This is a genomic window from Allobosea sp. WAO (assembly GCF_001509835.1).
Taxonomy (GTDB): Bacteria; Pseudomonadota; Alphaproteobacteria; order Rhizobiales; family Beijerinckiaceae; genus Allobosea.
The window spans coordinates 172,410-189,225 of record NZ_JXTJ01000008.1 but is presented as its reverse complement, the minus strand read 5'-3'; the positions used below and the strand labels follow the sequence as shown (position 1 = coordinate 189,225).

Genomic DNA, 16,816 nt, shown 5'->3' with positions numbered 1-16,816 from the left:
TCGATCAGAAGTCGCGCTGGATGCGGAAGCGGCCAGCCCAAGCGTCGTCGGACTTGACGAGCGAACCACCGTTGCCGACCGCGATGCGGTTGCCGAGGTTGTTGCCCGACAGGACCGGCTGACGCAGGTTGGTGCTGGTGTAGAGCACCTCGACGCCGATATCCAGGCCCGAAACCGGCGACCAGATCAGGTTACCCGAGACGATCAGCTCCTTCGGATCGAGCGGGCGGTTGATCTGCCCACCGACGTTCTGAGCGCCGAGCACGTAGCCGAGCTTCAGCTCGGAGTACGAAGCGACGAGCTCCGAACGCAGGGTCGGGGTCCAGAAGTGACGCAGGGCCGCGACAATCGACCAGCCGGTCGAGGAGTCGACGTTGCCGATGGCGTTCACGCCGAAGTCGGCGACAGCGAGCTGCGAGTTGAAGGCCGAGATACGGCCGACGCCCATGTTGCCGCCCCAGCCGAGGTAGCCGAGAGCGCCGTCAGCGTAGGCAGCCTGCAGGAACAGGAAGTCGCCAGCCGCAAGCATCGGCAGGTTGATCTTCACGCCGCCCTGGATGGCCCAGCCCATCTCGTCCTTGTTGCCGACGAAGATGCCGTTGCCGTTGGCGATGCCGCCAGCAGCAGCGCCGCCCGGACCGAAGACGGTGTTCAGGCCAGCGTTGTTGATGCTGCGCTGCGACAGAGCAGCCGACAACTGAGCCGAACCCCAGCCCTGATCGACGCGGAGCGAGGCGACGATGTCCGGATAGTCCTGACCGAGGTAGCTGCCGACGCCCAGGCCGATCGGCTCACCGGCGGCGTTGGTGCCGACCAGAGCGATGCCGGACTCACGCGAACCGGTGCCCGAGACGCGATCTTCGAGCGACAGGGTGGCCGAGAAGCCCGAACCGAAGGTGGCGGTGTAGGCCAACAGGTTCAGACGCGAGTCAGCCGTACGAACGGTGGTGAAGCCGAGATCGTTGGCATAGAAGTCGAAGAACGACTGAGCGCGACCAGCGGTGATCGGGCCGAACTGGACGAAGGCCAGATCGAGGTTCGCCGACGAAGCGGTCGAGCCGGTCAGGGTGCGCGGGGCGCCCGGAGCGACGATGCCCTGGTTGCCGTTGAGCGTGTTGTTGTACAGGCCGGTGCTGTTGGTCAGCTCGTAGCGGAAGAAGGTCCGCAGGGTGCCGAAAGCGGTGGCGGTACGGGCGTCGACGTTCAGACGACCACGAGCGCGGCTGCCGTAGGAGTCGTTCGTGTCGCCATAGCGCGAACCGACGGTGTACTCAGCACGGACACGACCGCCGACGCGGAGGCAGGTGTCGGTGCCCGGGATGTAGAAGAAGCCAGCGCCGTAGGCGGAGCAGACGCGAACGTATTCGACCGGAGCGGCCTTCCGCGAGGGAAGGTCGGCGGCCTGAGCCCCGGCAACCGCGGCGATACCGGCGGCAGAACCGAGGAGGAGGCTCTTAACGAGCTTCATTTGATAACCTCCAAAAGAGTTTCGAGACCCTCGGGCTTCGGCGAACTCGTTTTCCGGACGGCCCCAGGAGACCCCACCGGCGAACCCGCCTATCCCGGTCTTCCCCCCCCACCCTGAACCACTCAGAGGCGAAGTTGAAAAACAGCGACCGGGAATGTCCCGCCGCACAGTCACCATTACGAATGCCCGCCCCGCGATCAACCATCATCACGTCCGGGTGAGGCTTGGCGGGGCTCTTTGGACCCCGGTGTTGCACGTCGGCCACGCTTTGAGCGCGGAACTTAAGACGCTGTTAACCGGCCGGGACCGGATCGCGGCACCCGAAGCCCGTTTTGGCCCTCTTATGAGGCGAATCTTCGGCTCCGAGCAGCGGCGACGATTCCCCCGCCAGCCGACTCAGTATTCCCACTCGGCTCCGACACCGACCGCCGCGCTGCCGTCGGCATTGGTCTCCGCCTGGAGCTTCAGCCGCCGGGTCACGTCGATGCCGACAGAGACTCCGCTTTCGGAGGGTTTGGCTCCTGCCTTCACACCGATTGTGATGTTGTCGGACAAGGCGCGCGAGACACCGACGGTCGGCCCGTCCGGCCCCATCTGGACGTCGAAATTGTCGACACCGAGTTGGCGCCGCAGCTTCTCGAACACGTCCTCGCCACCGGCACCCGAGAATTGCGCCGCGGTCTGGGCGAGCTGCAGCGCCTGGAAGGGCGAGAGCGAGCCGGAAGCGCGCTCGAAGAGCAGTCGCGAGAGCACCTCGTCCGGCGGCAGCTCCGGCGAGGAGGTGAAGGCGAACTCCGGCGCCGATGCCTGGCCGCTGACGATGATTCTGGCCGTAACGTCGGCGGCGCGCGTCTCTGCGACGAAGTCCAGTTCCGGCATGACGTCGCCGGAGAAGGTCACCCGACCGCGGCTGAAGTCGAGGCGCTGGCTGAGCACACTCAGGCGACCGCGGCGCAGATCGAAGCCGCCGTTCAGCACGGGATTCGCCGAGGTGCCGCCGACACGCAGCTCGCCGCCGAGTTCGGCGTCGATGCCGCGGCCACGGATGAAGACGCGTCCCGGGGCGGAGACCGTGATGTCGAGCGCGGCATCGAAGGCCGGCGCGCGGGCACCCTTGCGCTGTGCGGCGGCGCGGGCCTTGCGCTGCGCCGCGAGGCGTTGCGCGGCCTGGCCCTTGGCGTGGACATGCCTGATGCCGTCGACCGGGCGCAGGCTCGACGGCAGCCGGTCCGGCACGGCGACCTCGATCGTGACGACGCCGATGCGTCCGGAGACGCGCGGGCGCTGAGCCAGTGGCCCTGCGAGATCGAGCCCGAGATCGGCCACCGCGGTGACCAGCCCGTTGGCGACGAGCTGGGCGCGCTTGCCTTCGATCCGAATCGTCCCCGGGAAACCGGCCTCGGGATCGAGCCGGACATTGCCGCGCGCCGAAAGCGTACCGCCACCCGGCGTCTGCGCCGAGAAGCGCTCGATCGCGAGTTCAGGACCGCGCGCGGCGAGGCGCGCCTCGATCGCGGTCAGCCTGACGCCCTGGAGGGCATCGCTGAAGCTGCCATTGGTGAGCGTCGCGCCACCGGAGAGCTGCGGTGCGGACATCGTTCCGCTGGCCCGCATGTCGATGGCGATTTGGCCGGTCAGGTTCCGGCCATCAGCCGCGAGCTGGGTATTGGCCAGTGCGGCATCGACCCGGCCCTGCACGGCGAGATCGAGCGCGCCATTGCCGCCGAGCGGCGCCGTCCCCTTCGCGGTCAGCGCGACGAAGCGGCCGGCATTGAGGCTGGCATCGAGGCTGGTCTGGCGGCCGTTCAGGGCGCCCTGCCCGGCAATCTCGATCGGCGGCAGACCGGCCTGCCGCGTCTGCGGCGCGACGAGGCGCGCGATCTTCAGGCGCCACGGACCGGTCGGGGCCTCTGGCGTTCCCTTGATCGTCGCCTCGGCGTCGAGCGTGCCGGACAGATCGAGCGTCGGCGCGGCAAGCCTTGCAGCCGAGAGCGGCACATTCTGCGCCTGGAAGCGCAGGTCGAGGGCGCGGCCGACCTGACCGTCGAGCGCGATACGGCCAGCATCGACGGCGATGGCGAGATCGCGAATGGCGACGCCGCCCTCTATGGCGGCGAAGCTCGCCGGCTTGGAAAGCGAAATGCGGCGGCCGTCGCGGCTGGCGGTGAAGCTGGAGAGGTCGAAGCGCAGCGGCTCGGACACGGAGAGCCTGCCCTTGGCGGCCAGCGCAAAGCCGCGCGCCGTGGCATCGAGGCTGATGTCGCTGGTCTCGGCGGCGCCTTGCGAGACCAGCCGAATTGCGCTGACCGGCTCGCCGGCAATGACGGCACGGTCGACCTGGACATTGCCGTCGATCCGCGGCTTGCGCAGGGCATCGACGATGGCGAGCGTGGCATCGAGTTTCTCGAGCGTCAGGCTAGGCGCCGACAGGCGCTGGGCATTGGTCTTGAGGTCGATGTTCTGGCCACCATTCGGCCGGGCGAGGCGCAGATCGGCATCGATGCGGCCGCCGAGCTTGGCCAGCGCCAAAGCCGAGAGGTCGTCGAGATTGCGGGCGGCGAGCTTCAGGTTGCCTTCGGCGAGATTGGCGGCGTCGAGATCGAGCGCGCCATTAAGCGTGACCGAGCCGATGGCGACGTCGAGCTGCGGCAGGTTCCAGCCGCCGGGATCGCGCTTGGCGAAGCGGAGCATGCCGGTCGCAGGCTTGCCTTCGACCTCTCCGGACAGCTTCGCTTCGCCGGTCAGCGCTCCCTGCAGGTCGCGCAGTATCGCATCAAGCGCGAGCCGCGGCACCGGGCGGCCGAGCGCCGTGGCGTTGCTGATGGCGGCGCGCAGCGTCGCGTCGAGCTTGTCGAGCGGACCGGACAAGGCGGCATCGAAAGCGCCCTGCCCCGACAATCTCGGATCGGCGCGGCGCAGATCGGGAATCGCGATATTGGCGCGCAGATCGGAGCCCTGGGCGCCGAGCGCACCGTCGGCGGCCGCGGTGACATGGGTGCCGGCAATGCGGAAGCCGTTGACGACGAGCCCGCCGCTTCCGGGCACACGGACCTCGCCGCCTAGCGTCAGCTTGCCGGCGAGCAGACGATCGAGCGCCTCCTGATCGAGGCCGAGGGCCTCCGCCGAGCCGTCGAGCTTCACCGCATAGCTCTTGAGATGGGGCTCGGCGTCGATCGCCGCCGCGACGGTCGCCGCGCCCTTGAGTTTGCGGTCTGCAAGGCCGCTCAGCCGGGAGAGATCGGGCAGACGCGCCTGCGCCTTGCCGAGAATACGCTTGGGGCCCAGCTGGCCGATATAATCGAGCTCCGCGCCCCCGAAGGCGAGCTTCAGCGTCTCGAACTCGCCACCACCGCCCTCACTCGCCGTGCCGCGCAAGGTGAAGCGGACGCGGTCGCCAATGAAGCGCGCGAGCCCGGCATCGACGAACGCGATACCGGAGGCTTCGCCATCGGACACCAGGACCGTCCTTGTCGCGGGATCGCCGAACGGGCCGTTCGGCGTAGCGGTGAAGGTCAGATCGAGCTTGCCGAGCTTGCCGGCAGGCACCGAAGCACCTTCGGCCTGCAAGCTGGCATTGACCCGCGGACCGGCGGCCGGCCCCTGGATCCTGGCGTCGAAGGCTAGCTTGGCGATCTCGGTGCCGGAGGCGACAGTCCGGCCCTCGGCATTCGGCCGGGCGGCCGCGGTCACGGTGAAATCGAGGTTCTTGTCGGCGCCGTAGAGCCCCTTCACATCGAGCCGGGCCAGCGCCGAGACCAGGGCGAGCTCCTCGACCGCGACGGCGCCGTCATCGGCGAAGGCGACGGCGCCATCGAGCCGGGTCGACCCCTGGAAGACGGGCGCGACCGGTGGCGGCATCAGGCCGGCGATGCGGGAATCGAGCGCGAGCAGCAGGCGGCGCCCGGCGCCGCGACGCGAGAGGTCGGCGGTGCCGTCCGCGCCGATGCTCGGCCCGGCATTGAAGGCGAGCGTCGCCTTGAAGCGATCGAGCGGCCCGTCGCCCGAGAGGTCGAGCTTGACCGGCGGGCGGTCAGGCAGATCGGCGATGGTCGCGAGCAGGCCGCCCTGCGGCTCGTCGAGCTTGATCGCGAGCTGGAGCTGCGTGGTCTGCGGCACGAAACGCAGATTGACGTCGAGGCTGCCGCCCATGTCGAGCCGGCGGCCGGCGAGGCGCAGGTCGAGCCCCTCATTGGGCGGGCCGAGGCGCGCCGAACCGTTCGCCGAGAGCCGCGCCGGCGCGCCGATCACGGTTGGGCCGAGCGCAAGCTCGCCGAGCTGAAAGGCCTCGATGATCACCTTCAGCGGCAGATCGGGGAGGAGCGGACCATCATTGGCCTGGGCCGCCGCAGCCGCAGGGTCGGGCAGCGGCCTGCGCAGGATCTCGAGCTTGCCGATCTCGAGCCGGTTGACCTCGAGCCGGCGCAGCAACAAGGCCGAGCGCGTCCAGATCAACCGCGCCCGGTCGAGGCGGAGCCAGGGGCCGTCGCGGTCGGAGATGACGATGTCGCGGATAGAGGCGTCCGAGGACAGCGCGCCGTCCACGGCGCCTATCGAGACCTGACTGCCATCGGTCGAGAGCGCCTTCGAGATCAGGTCGGCGAGGACGCCGCGCTCGCCGGAGTTCTGGGCGTGCAGGCCGAAGCCGGAAACGAAGACCAGCAGCCCGGCGATCAGCAGCGCCGCGAGGGATAGCACCAGCCGGGGTAAGCGGAGCGCGCCCATCAGAAGGCCTGCCCGATGCTGATATAGAGGGCGACGGGCTTGTCGCCCTTGCGCGGGTTGAGCGGGGCCGCGACATCGACGCGGATCGGCCCGATCGGCGTATAGTAACGCAGGCCGAGGCCAGCGGCGAACTGCAACTGCTCCTTGAAGTTCGGTACCTGCGATTCGAAGGCCATGCCGGCGTCCAAGAAGGGCACGATGCCGATCGTGTTGGTGATCTTGATGCGCGCCTCGGCCGAGGCCTCGAACAGGCTGCGCCCGCCAGTCAGCTGGTAGAGCGGCCCAAGTGGCGCCAGCGAGCGATACGCATAGCCGCGTACCGAACCGCCGCCGCCTGCATAGAAGCGCCGCGTCGCCGGGATTTCGTCGAGATCGGCGCCTGCGACCGAGCCAAGACCGACCCGCCCGGCCAGCACATAGCGCCCGTCCTCGTCCAGCGAATAGTAGCCAGAAAGCGCAGCCTTGCTCTGGAAGAAGGGCGCCGCCGAATGGCCGTAGGAGTAGTAGGGCGCGACCGAAGCGGTGACGCGGATACCCCGCGTCGGGTCGAGCAGGCTGTCGGTCGAATCGTAGCGCACCGAGAGCGGCACGCCGAACAGGGTGTAGTCGACCTGGCCGAGGACGTCGCTGGTCTGGCCGCGCTCGGCCTCCAGCCCGGCCTGGATCGAGAAGACGTCGCTGAAGCGGTGGCGGATGGCGGCGGTGGCGTTGACGTAGCGGGCCGTGTAGCCGCCATAGCGATTGGTTCCGACGCGCTCGCGCGTGCCGACCACGTCGACGAGCAGGTCGTTGCGGCTGCCGCCCAGGGCCGGCTTCATGAAGCCGATCGAGAAACGAGCACCGAGATCGGACGGCAGAAAGTCGCCGAAGCGCTGGATCTTGGTGCCGTCGATGCGCGGTGCGAAGAAGAGATCGCCCTCCAGCCGCAGGCGCTCGGCCCCGCCGAACAGGTTGCGATGTTCCCAATAGGTCCGCACCGTCGGGCCATCGATGGTCGAATAGCGCGCCGAGAAGCCGATCAGGCGCTTGGGCCTCTCGTTGACCTCGACGAAGATCGGCAGGTTGCCGCGCGCATCGAGGGCCGTGCCCTCCCGCATCCGCACCGCGCCGACCGCGGGGATCTGCGCAATCGACTTGCGGGTGTCGGAGAGTGCCTTGGGCGAATAGGGATCACCGGGCTCGAGATAGATGAAGGAGCGGATCACCGGCTCGGGAATGTCGCCGGTTTCGCCGATGCTGAAGTCGCCGAAGCCGGCGACCGGACCGGGATCGACGACGACAGCGACATCCATGATCTTTGCGGCATGGTCGACGACCGGCCGGATCTCGACGACCTTGGCCAGCGGGCGCGAGCGAGCGCGCCAATAGTCGACAAGCGCCGCCTGCGCCGCGCGCAACGAGGCCGACGCGGCCGGGTCGCCCGGCCTCAGCCCGGAGACCTTTCCGGGATCGGCGATCACCGCAGTCGGATCGCGCTTCGCGCCGGGGACGATGTCGACATTGCGGAGCGTGAAGAGCGGCCCGGGATCGACGGTGACGACCACCGGCGCCGGCGCGCGGTTGCGAAAGCGCTCGGCCGCCGCGGCAAAGCCGGGCGGCGGCTCGCCCGCCTGGCGGACCACCGCACCATCGACCGCGATCGTGACCTGGGCGTTGAAGTAGCCGCGCGCCCAGAGCGCATCGAGCATCGGGTCGATATCGGCACTCGCCCGGCGCGCCAGGCTATCGCCGTCGGGCGGTGGATCCTGCCTCAGGCGATAGAGCAGCGAGGCATCCTGCAGATTGCGTGTCAGCGCGCTGGCATCTTGCGCATCGCCAAGCTCGAAGTTCAGCTCGTAGGGCAGCGTGGTGGCGCTGACCGCTGGTGGCTTCTCCTTCGAACCGAACAGGCCGAAGACGTCGAGCGAGGACAGATCGAAGGCGCGGGCCGGCGGAGTTTCGGCCGCAAGCATCGCGACGAAAGCGCATAAGCCCCCGCCCGCAACACCGAGCCCCCTCCTCCGTCTCAACCGCATCAAACCTCCAACGCAACGCGACTAGAATGCAGAAAATGAGTTCTTTTTGTGATCCTGCCGTCAGTTGATCACAATTCAACGCTGCCGATCCGTGGCATGATCCGAGCACCGGCGAAGTAAACGTACCGTTACGTCGCCGCAACGAAAGCGCTCGCGGGCAAGAGTCTCCCGCGAGCGCAAGGCGCTTATGCCAGCGCGAAAGAGATCGCCGTGACCGGGTCGAGCCGGGCGATCACCGGCCCGAGCGTCGGCGCGAGCACGCCGCCGCAGAGGCTGCCGGTTGTGATGATCTGGCCTGCCTTGAGGCCGCCGAGCGGCGTCTCGGCCGGGCGGTTGGCCCAGGCGAGCGCCGTCACCAGCGGGTCGCCATTGGCGTGCTCGGCCGGGCGCTCATAGAGGACGTCGCCGTCGAGTTCGACGCTGCAGGTCAGGGCCGCGACGTCGTCGAAGATGCTGAACGGAACCTCCGGGCCAAGGAGATAGCCGCCGTGGCCGAGCGCGTCGGCGAGCCAGAGCGGAAAGGCGACATTGGTCCAGTCGGCGATGCGGCTCTCGACGATCTCGATACCGACCAGGGCGGCATCGCAATGCTCGATCAGCTCGGCGCGGGTATAGGGGTTGCCGGGCCGCAGCGGCATGTCGCGGCCGAGCCGCACCGCAAGCTCGATCTCGACGCGCAATTCGGCGCCATGGGCGGAGCGATAGGTATCGCCGGATTTCAGATAGGGCCCAGGCATCGGCGCGGCGATCGCCCGGCCACCCTCGGCGATCGAGACCTTCCAGCCGGCATCGGCATAGCCCATGGCCTTCTGCACCTTGGCCTGCACGGCGAGCGCGGCGTCGATATCGGCCGGAACCGGCAAGGTCGTGATGTCGACCAGGCTGTGGCCGCGGCGGGCGCCGGTCAGCGCCTCGGCAAGGGTATCAATCGTCGTCGCCATCGTGCTGGGTTCCTGTCGCAGCAGCCTCGTAGAGCTCATTGGCTACAGCATCGGTCGGCGAATGGGAATTCGCCAGGCGCCGGGGCGGCTGCCGCCACGCGCGGGCCGGAGCCGCGCTAGAACTCGCGCGACCAGAACGATCAGGAGAGATTCGATGACGAGATCAGAGAACGACCGCCGCATCGACTATATCGAATTCATCGTCGCCGACCTTGCGAGGGCGCGGGCATTCTACGGGGCCGCTTTCGGCTGGAGGATGACAGATTACGGCCCGGAATATTGCGCCTTCGCCGATGGGCGGCTGGAAGGCGGATTCACGACGCAGGGCACTCCGAGGCCGGGCGGGCCTCTGGTTATCCTCTATGCGGACGACCTTGCCGCCACTCAGGCGTCGATCGAAGCGGCAGGCGGGCGGATCGTGCAACCGGCCTTCGACTTCCCAGGCGGCCGGCGCTTCCACTTCGCCGACCCGGACGGCTACGAGCTGGCGGTCTGGACGAAGGGCTGAGCCTCTCGCCGCATATCGCGAGCAGGAAGCCCATTTTCATGCTATGGTTGCCTCCGCAAATGTGGAGGCAACCAATGCGTGCCATCAAGCAGTTGCTAGCAGCCTACACCGCATGGCTTTCCTGGATGCTCCAGGTCTCACCCGACTTCATCACCAAGGACCGGCGCGGCAACCTGCCGCCGCCTTCGGGAGGCATCGGGGCGTACTGACACCCCTCGCCTCCCGCACGATGACAACGCCGCTACGGCGCCGCGTCACTTGCCCCAGCGCAGCGCCAGCGGATCGACTTCGCGCGCCAGCTCGATTAGGCCTTCGCGGGTCTTCGGATGCAGCGGCATCAGCGGATGGCGAACGGCCTCGCTCTTGATCACGCCGCCTTCCTTCATCAGCGACTTGGTGGCGCGCAGGCCGCACTGGCGGTTCTCGTAGTTGATGATCGGCAGCAGGTCGCGATAGATCGCCGCCGCCGTCTTGCGGTCACCAGCGGCATGGGCGGTGACGATCGGCTTGATCAGGTCGGGGATCATGGCCGAGGTCATCGTGCCGGTGGCGCCGGCGTCGAGATCGGCCATCAGCGTGATCGCCTCCTCGCCGTCGAACGGGCCGATGACCGCCTTGCCGCCGGCCTCGATCAGCGCGCGCAACTTGTTGGCGGTGCCGGCGATCTCGATCTTGAAATAGCAGACGAGCGGAACTTCCTTGGCCAACCGGACCATGAAGGGCACGCTCATGTTGACGCCGGCAAGCGGCGCGTCCTGCAGGATGATCGGCAGGCCGCTGGCTTCGGCGACGCGCGCGAAATGCTCGATCATGCCGTCCTCGTCGGCCTTGAGTAGGGCGCCGTGATAGGGCGGCATCATCATCAGCATCTTGGCGCCGGCATCCGCGGCGGCCTTGGCGCGCTGGGCGGCGATGCGGGTCGAGAAATGCGAGGTGGTGACGATCACCGGCACACGCCCGGCGACCTGCTCGATCGAGAGCAGCATGACCTGATGACGCTCCTCGTCGGTGAGCAGGAACTGCTCGGAGTAGTTCGCGAGGATGCAGATCCCGTCGACGCCCTGGTCGATCATCAGGTCCATGACGCGCTTGTTGCCCTCGATGTCGAGGTCGCCATTGTCGTGGAAGATCGTCGGCGCGATCGGGAAAATGCCCTTGTACGGTTCGGTCATGGCAGGTTCTCGGCTCTTCGAGGCTGGAGGGTGGTGAAGGCTAATGCGCCAGGCGATCGCCGATCTCGGCGAGCCTGCGCTGGTAGATGGCGAGGTCATCGGAGGAGAAGCAGCAGAAGGTGACCTCCCGCAGATCGGCGCCGGAGCGCAGCGCGGCGGCGACCGTCGTCACCGCGATGCCGGCGGCCTCTTCGATCGGATAACCGTAGACGCCGGTGCTGATGCTCGGGAAGGCGATCGTCCGCAGGCCGGCTTCCGCCGCAAGGGCGAGCGAGTGGCGATAGCAGGAGGCGAGCAGTTCCGCCTCGCCCTCGCGGCCGCCGTGCCAGATCGGCCCGACTGTGTGGATCACATGGCGCGCCGGGAGGCGGTAACCCTTGGTCAACTTGGCGTCGCCGGTCTGGCAACCGCCGAGTTGCCGGCATTCCTGCAGAAGTTCGGGGCCGGCCGCACGATGGATCGCGCCGTCGACGCCGCCACCGCCGAGCAGCGAATTGTTCGCCGCGTTGACGATGGCGTCGACAGAGAGCGTCGTGATGTCCGCCTGGATGGCCCGCAGCCTGGCATCTGTCATCGTGCCCCCCTCGGCTCGGGCCCTGCCCGTGCAGCATAGCGCAGCCGGCGACAGCCGGCAGCGCCGGACCGCTCAGGCCTTGGCCGCTCGCGCGGTCGTCAGCTTGCGGATCCCGCGCCTGGCCGAACCCAACAGCGGGAAGAGCAGCAGCGCGAGCGCGATCGACATCAGCGAAGCAACCAGCGGGTTCGACCAGAAGATCGAGAGCGAGCCCTGGCTGAAGATCATCGACTGACGGAAGGCGTCCTCCGCCTTGTCGCCAATGACCATGGCCAGCACCAAAGGCGCAATCGGATAGTCGAGCTTCTTGAAGAAGTAGCCGATGATGCCGAAGGCCAGCGCGAGCCAGATGTCGAACTCCTTGCTGGCGACGGTATAGGCGCCGATGAAGCAGACGACGACGATCGCCGGGCCGATGATCGAGAACGGAATGCGCAGGATCGAGGCGAAGAGCGGCACGGTCGCCAGCACGACGACGACGGCGACGACGTTGCCGAGATACATCGAGGCGATCAGGCCCCAGACGAAGTCGGGGCGCTCGACGAACAGCATCGGGCCGGGGTTGAGGCCCCAGATCATCAGCCCGCCCATCATCACGGCGGCGGTCGCCGAGCCGGGAATGCCGAGCGCCAGCATCGGCAGCATGGCGGCGGAGCCCGCGGCATGGTCGGCCGTCTCGGGCGAGATCACGCCCTCCGGCTCGCCCTTGCCGAACTTCTCCGGGTTGCGCGAGGAGCGCTTGGCCATGGCATAGCTCATGAAGGAAGCCGCCGTCGGCCCGCCGGGCGTGATGCCCATCCAGATCCCGATGATGCTGGAGCGCAGCAGCGCGAACCAGTAGCGCGGCAGCTTGAGCGCCGTCAGGAACACGTCGCGCGGGCGGACCTTGGCCTTCACCCCGTCGAAGCGCAGCCCGTCTTCCATGGTCTGCAGCAGCTCGCCGAGACCGAACAGGCCGATCACCGCGATCAGGAAGCTGACGCCGGCGAGCAGCACGTCGAACTCATAGGTCAGGCGGACATTGCCGGAGACCGAGTCCATGCCGATCGAGGCGAAGGTGAAGCCCATCGCCATCGAGACGAGCGTCTTCAGCGGCGAGGCGCCACCGAGGCCGACGAAGCTGGCGAAAGTCATGAAATAGACCGCGAAATACTCCGGCGAGGAGAATTTCAGCGCAAAGCGCGCGACCCAGCCCGAGAGCAGCGTGATCAGGATGACGCCGGCCATCGCGCCGAAGCCGGCCGAAAGGAAGGCGAAGGACAGCGCCTCAGCCGCCCTGCCCTGCTTGGCCATGGGATGGCCGTCGAAGGTGGTCGCAACGGAGGATGGCTCGCCGGGGATGTTGAACAGGACCGAGGTCGTCGAACCGCCGAACAGCGCGCCCCAGTAAAGCGAGGTCAAAAGGATGATCGCCGAGACCGGGTCCATGGTGAAGGTCAGCGGCAGCATCAGCGAGACGCCGTTCGGGGCACCGAGCCCGGGCAGCACGCCGACGAGGATGCCGAGAAGCACGCCGGCCATCATCAGCGCGATGTGATGGGTGGTCAGCGCGACTTCGAAGCCGTGAAGGAGCGAGGCGAAATTTTCCATGGGTCGATCCGCTCGCGAAGGTCAGAGGCCGAGCATCGTCTCGACCGGCCCCTTGAGCAGGGAAACCTGGGCGAACTTCTCGAGGCCGAAATAGAAGAAAGCGGCGGTGCCGAAGGCGGTCGCGAGGGTCGGCAACCAGCCGAAGCGGCCTTGGAAGCGCATCGCGAAGACGAGATAGAGCACCATCGCGACATACATGCCGAGCGTGACGCTGAGCACGATGAAGGCGAGCATCGGCAGAAGGAAGGAGAGGACGCGCTTGCCCTGCTCGCGGTTGAGGAAGCTCTCGGCGAGAGCCGCCGAGCCGCCAATGCGCTTCCCGATCGTGGTGACGACGGTTCCGGCGCTGGCGAGCGTGATCAGTAGGCCGCAATAGAATGGGAAGGCACCGGGCTGGGGGCCGGACGAGTCCCAACCGATGCCGAATTCGCGGGCACCGTTGACGATCACGACGCCGAAGGCGAGCGTCGCCAGGGCTGTCGCGATTTCGGCCTGGAAGCGGGTGATCATCGGCAGCCTTCCATCCCTGTTTTTTGTGACGCGGGAGGCGGGCCCGAAGCGCGCCTCCCGAAATGTCCGTCCTGAGAGGAGCGGCACCTTGCGGCGCGCGCATGCGCCCCGCGGCCCCGCCCCACTGCCGTCAACGGATCAGTTGACGACCCAGCCTTCGTTCTTGAAGGTCTTGGCGTTGGCGGCCTCGTCCTTGGCGACGAAGTCGTTGAGTTCCTTGCCCTTCATGAAGCGGGCGGTCTGCGCGGTGCGAGCGACGAACTCGGCCCACTCAGGGGTCTTGCTGACCTTCTCCATCACGTCGGCATAGAAGGTCACGGCGTCGGCCGGAACCTCGGCCGGCAGCCAGACGGTGCGCGGCATCTGGAACGACTCGAGCGGCAGGCCGGCTTCCTTGCAGGTCGGGATATCGCCCCAGCCCTTGCCGTCATGGACCGGCTCGCCCTTGGCGAGACGCACCGGCGAGAAGACGCAGAGCGGCTTGACCTGGCCGGCCTTCCACTGACCGAGATTCTCGTTCGGGTTGTTGGTGTTGGAGTCGACATGGCCGCCGGCGAGCTGCGTCGCGGCAGCGCCACCGCCCTGGAAGGGCACGTAGATCCACTTGGCGCCGGTCGCCTCCTGGATCATCGCGGTCAGCGTCTGGTCGGTGTCCTTGGACTGGCTGCCGGCCATCTTGAAGCCGCCGGGCTTCGCCTTCACCGCATCGATATAGGCCTTGGCGTCGTTATAGGGCGAGTTGCCGTTGACCCAGATCAGGAACTCGTCGAGCGCCAGCGCGGCGACCGGGGTGAGATCCGAGAACTTGTAGCCGAGCTTGGCGACGTAGGGCAGCAGATAGGCGTTGTTGGTGCCGAAGATGACCTTGTGGGCGTCGCCCTTGCCGCCCTTGCCGTAGACGAAGGTCTCGGCGCCGCTGCCGCCGCCCTTGTTGAGCACGACGATCGGCTGCTCGACCAGCTTGTGCTTGGTGATGATCGACTGGATGACGCGGGCGAAATTGTCGGTGCCGCCGCCGGGGCCCGAGGCCACGACGAACTCGATCGGCTTGGTCGGCTGCCAGGCCTGTGCCGGCATCGCGGTCGCGAAGGACGCGGCGACGAAACTCGCCGCGATCGTGAACTTCTTCATGCTGTTCTCTCCCTTTCTTAAAGTGATCGGGCGGCTCTTGACGGCCGCCCTGCCGGAATGCCTCAGGCTGCGGCCTTGCTTGCCGCCTTTCCTTCGCTCGCCATCTTGATGGCCAGCGACAGCGCCGCGCGGGTAGCGCCGAGATTGGCGATACCCTTGCCGGCGATCTCATAGGCCGTGCCATGAGCCGGCGTGCAGATCGGGAACGGGAAACCGCCGATCAGGGTGACGCCGCGGTCGAAGCCCATCAGCTTCATCGCGATCTGGCCCTGGTCGTGATACATCGTCAGCACGGCATCGAAATCGCCGTTCCTGGCGCGCAGGAAGACGGTGTCGGACGGGAACGGCCCTTCGACCGTATAGCCCTTGGCCTTCGCCGTATTCACCGCCGGCTCGATCGTATCGATCTCGTCGCGGCCGAAATTGCCGCCGTCGCCGGCATGGGGATTGATGCCCGCAACCGCGATGCGCGGCGGGTTGAAACCGGCAGCGCGCAAATTCTTGTCGGCGAGATCGAGCGCCCGCAGGATCCGCTCCTGGGTGACGTTCTTCGCGACCTCGGAGAGCGGGACATGCGAGGTGACGCGGGCGTTCCAGAGCTTGTCGAGCACATTGAACTCGCTCGCCGGCCCCTCGAACGCGATGGCGTCGCGCACGAAACGGATCTCGTCGTCATAGCCCGGATAGGCGAAGCGCATCGCCGCCTTGTTGAAGGGCGTGAAGAACACCGCATCAGCCTTGCCGGAAGCAGCGAGCTGCAGGGCACGGCGGAAATTCTCGGTCGCAGCCTTGCCGCCGGCGAGGGTCGCCTTGCCGCGCTGCAGATCGGCCGGATCATGGTTGGCGAGATCGACGAAGACCGGCTTGCCAGCATCGGTCGGCAGGGCCTCGCCGTCCTTGACCACATGCACATCGGCCTTGAGGCCGGCATCGGCAGCACCGAGCTCGAGCAGGCGCAGATCGCCGAAGACGACATAGCGCGCAGCCGAGCGCAGATCAGCCTCGGCGAGAATGCGAACAGTGAGTTCAGGGCTGATGCCGGAGGGATCGCCCATGGCGACCGCAATGACCGGCTGGGCGGTTTGCGCCTGCGTTTCCAAACAATCCTCCCTCGATCCGGTCACAAGCCGGCGACATGGCTTGTGGCCTAACATGCGCCCAATGGCTAGGCAAGTATTCTGTATGCAGCATAATTATAGTGTCGTAGAATGGTGGCTGGCGGCGCTGCCAGGAAATGGGCCTGAAGCCGCCGGCATGCGTTTCCACAGCTTCTGCGGCTCGCGCCGAGCCGTGCCTACGGGGCCCGCCCCCCCGTGCGTTGACACCGGGAAGTGGCCATGCCGTACAGGGTTATGGAGAAGGAGCGTCGATGACGAGCGGAGCCGGGACGTTGGACGAAGCGTCGGAAGCCTATCCGCGCATTCAGCGCCGGACCTTGCACGACGAGGTGCTCGAACGCATGCGCGACATGATCATCGAGGGTACCCTCGCGCCGGGCCAGCGCATCAACGAAGGCCTGATCGGGGCGCAGCTCGGCGTCTCGCGCACCCCCTTGCGCGAAGCGATCAAGACGCTCGCCAGCGAAGGCCTGGTCGAGATCCAGCCAGCCAAGGGCGCCATCGTGCGCAAGTTCAGCTCGGCCGATATGCGCAATATCCTCGAGGTGCTGAAGAATCTCGAGCAGCTCGGCGGCCGAATGGCCTGCGAAATCGCCTCCGACGAGACCATCGCAGCGATCCGGGCGTTGCATGACGCGATGATGGAACAGTACAGCGTCAGGAACCGGCTCGAATATTTCAAGCTCAACCAGGCGATCCATTCGGCCATCGTCGCCGCTTCGGGCAACGATGTGCTGGTGGAGATGCACGGCACGCTTCAAGCCCGCATCAAGCGGCTGCGCTTCATCGGCAATGAAGGCCCGGAAAAATGGGCCGGCGCCGTCGCCGAGCACGAGACCATGATCGAGTCGCTGGAGAAACGCGATGTCGAGGCGCTGATGGAAGTCATTCGCCTCCACATGGATTCGACGCGGCTGCGGGTCTGGGACGTGCTCTGAGGCGCCTACACGGCAGCCGCAACGGGAAGCAGAAACCGAACCACCGCGGCGCCCGCCGTAGCGTTGCGCTGCGCGCAAGGCAGCGTCATCAGATTTTTGTTTAACAGGCCTACCGACGAATGCTACGGT

General features: G+C 67.2%; 13 protein-coding genes. 3 read left to right on the top strand and 10 right to left on the bottom strand.

Annotated elements, in window-relative coordinates:
• Window positions 1-4 precede the first annotated feature (4 nt).
• The 4 genes from DK26_RS15770 to DK26_RS15755 form a co-directional block, all read right to left on the bottom strand.
• On the bottom strand, window positions 5-1,645 hold the full coding sequence (locus DK26_RS15770) for a porin (protein WP_248309989.1): 1,641 nt from the start codon (window positions 1,643-1,645) through the stop codon (window positions 5-7).
• Window positions 1,646-1,864: 219 nt separating this feature from the next.
• Window positions 1,865-6,190 carry a translocation/assembly module TamB domain-containing protein gene (locus DK26_RS15765; RefSeq protein WP_066474367.1) on the bottom strand — a complete coding sequence of 1,442 codons (4,326 nt, stop codon included), beginning with the start codon at window positions 6,188-6,190 and terminating at the stop codon, window positions 1,865-1,867.
• Window positions 6,190-8,142 carry an autotransporter assembly complex family protein gene (locus tag DK26_RS15760; RefSeq protein ID WP_248309988.1) on the bottom strand — a complete coding sequence of 651 codons (1,953 nt, stop codon included), beginning with the start codon at window positions 8,140-8,142 and terminating at the stop codon, window positions 6,190-6,192. The genes DK26_RS15765 and DK26_RS15760 overlap by 1 nt, the downstream gene beginning before the upstream one ends.
• Window positions 8,143-8,390: 248 nt before the next feature.
• Window positions 8,391-9,146 carry a fumarylacetoacetate hydrolase family protein gene (locus tag DK26_RS15755; protein ID WP_066474363.1) on the bottom strand — a complete coding sequence of 252 codons (756 nt, stop codon included), beginning with the start codon at window positions 9,144-9,146 and terminating at the stop codon, window positions 8,391-8,393.
• 154 nt (window positions 9,147-9,300) lie between these two features.
• Between DK26_RS15755 and DK26_RS15750 the strand changes: the two genes are divergently transcribed.
• Both DK26_RS15750 and DK26_RS29875 read left to right on the top strand, forming a co-directional pair.
• The gene (locus DK26_RS15750; RefSeq protein WP_066474361.1) at window positions 9,301-9,654 is read left to right on the top strand and encodes a VOC family protein; all 354 of its coding nucleotides are present in this window, start codon (window positions 9,301-9,303) and stop codon (window positions 9,652-9,654) included.
• A 74-nt stretch (window positions 9,655-9,728) separates the two neighbouring features.
• Window positions 9,729-9,863: a hypothetical protein gene (locus tag DK26_RS29875; protein WP_282568041.1), complete on the top strand. Its 135-nt coding sequence runs from the start codon at window positions 9,729-9,731 to the stop codon at window positions 9,861-9,863.
• A 45-nt stretch (window positions 9,864-9,908) separates the two neighbouring features.
• Here DK26_RS29875 and DK26_RS15745 read toward each other — a convergent pair whose 3' ends face one another.
• The 6 genes from DK26_RS15745 to DK26_RS15720 form a co-directional block, all read right to left on the bottom strand.
• A complete protein-coding gene (locus DK26_RS15745; protein WP_066474357.1) occupies window positions 9,909-10,826 on the bottom strand; it encodes a dihydrodipicolinate synthase family protein in 918 nt (305 codons plus the stop codon).
• A 40-nt stretch (window positions 10,827-10,866) separates the two neighbouring features.
• A complete protein-coding gene (locus tag DK26_RS15740; RefSeq protein WP_066474355.1) occupies window positions 10,867-11,400 on the bottom strand; it encodes an O-acetyl-ADP-ribose deacetylase in 534 nt (177 codons plus the stop codon).
• 72 nt (window positions 11,401-11,472) lie between these two features.
• Complete coding sequence (locus DK26_RS15735) at window positions 11,473-12,990, bottom strand: tripartite tricarboxylate transporter permease (protein WP_066474352.1); 1,518 nt, start codon at window positions 12,988-12,990, stop codon at window positions 11,473-11,475.
• A 21-nt stretch (window positions 12,991-13,011) separates the two neighbouring features.
• Complete coding sequence (locus DK26_RS15730; RefSeq protein ID WP_066474341.1) at window positions 13,012-13,500, bottom strand: tripartite tricarboxylate transporter TctB family protein; 489 nt, start codon at window positions 13,498-13,500, stop codon at window positions 13,012-13,014.
• 138 nt (window positions 13,501-13,638) lie between these two features.
• Complete coding sequence (locus DK26_RS15725) at window positions 13,639-14,631, bottom strand: tripartite tricarboxylate transporter substrate-binding protein (RefSeq protein WP_066474339.1); 993 nt, start codon at window positions 14,629-14,631, stop codon at window positions 13,639-13,641.
• A gap of 62 nt (window positions 14,632-14,693) precedes the next feature.
• Window positions 14,694-15,686: a 4-hydroxythreonine-4-phosphate dehydrogenase PdxA gene (locus DK26_RS15720; protein ID WP_066475529.1), complete on the bottom strand. Its 993-nt coding sequence runs from the start codon at window positions 15,684-15,686 to the stop codon at window positions 14,694-14,696.
• Window positions 15,687-16,000: 314 nt separating this feature from the next.
• On the opposite strand from DK26_RS15720, the gene DK26_RS15715 reads away from it, so the two are divergent.
• Window positions 16,001-16,687: a GntR family transcriptional regulator gene (locus DK26_RS15715; RefSeq protein WP_066474337.1), complete on the top strand. Its 687-nt coding sequence runs from the start codon at window positions 16,001-16,003 to the stop codon at window positions 16,685-16,687.
• The last annotated feature ends 129 nt before the right edge of the window (window positions 16,688-16,816 follow it).

Excerpts from the sequence above, each read along its gene's own strand:
- DK26_RS15770 (WP_248309989.1), bottom strand. The coding sequence starts at position 1,645 with ATGGTGACTGTGCGGCGGGACATTCCCGGTCGCTGTTTTTCAACTTCG.
- DK26_RS15765 (WP_066474367.1), bottom strand. The coding sequence starts at position 6,190 with ATGGGCGCGCTCCGCTTACCCCGGCTGGTGCTATCCCTCGCGGCGCTG.
- DK26_RS15760 (WP_248309988.1), bottom strand. The coding sequence starts at position 8,142 with ATGCTTGCGGCCGAAACTCCGCCGGCCCGCGCCTTCGATCTGTCCTCG.
- DK26_RS15755 (WP_066474363.1), bottom strand. The coding sequence starts at position 9,146 with ATGGCGACGACGATTGATACCCTTGCCGAGGCGCTGACCGGCGCCCGC.
- DK26_RS15750 (WP_066474361.1), top strand. The coding sequence starts at position 9,301 with ATGACGAGATCAGAGAACGACCGCCGCATCGACTATATCGAATTCATC.
- DK26_RS29875 (WP_282568041.1), top strand. The coding sequence starts at position 9,729 with ATGCGTGCCATCAAGCAGTTGCTAGCAGCCTACACCGCATGGCTTTCC.
- DK26_RS15745 (WP_066474357.1), bottom strand. The coding sequence starts at position 10,826 with ATGACCGAACCGTACAAGGGCATTTTCCCGATCGCGCCGACGATCTTC.
- DK26_RS15740 (WP_066474355.1), bottom strand. The coding sequence starts at position 11,400 with ATGACAGATGCCAGGCTGCGGGCCATCCAGGCGGACATCACGACGCTC.
- DK26_RS15735 (WP_066474352.1), bottom strand. The coding sequence starts at position 12,990 with ATGGAAAATTTCGCCTCGCTCCTTCACGGCTTCGAAGTCGCGCTGACC.
- DK26_RS15730 (WP_066474341.1), bottom strand. The coding sequence starts at position 13,500 with ATGATCACCCGCTTCCAGGCCGAAATCGCGACAGCCCTGGCGACGCTC.
- DK26_RS15725 (WP_066474339.1), bottom strand. The coding sequence starts at position 14,631 with ATGAAGAAGTTCACGATCGCGGCGAGTTTCGTCGCCGCGTCCTTCGCG.
- DK26_RS15720 (WP_066475529.1), bottom strand. The coding sequence starts at position 15,686 with ATGGGCGATCCCTCCGGCATCAGCCCTGAACTCACTGTTCGCATTCTC.
- DK26_RS15715 (WP_066474337.1), top strand. The coding sequence starts at position 16,001 with ATGACGAGCGGAGCCGGGACGTTGGACGAAGCGTCGGAAGCCTATCCG.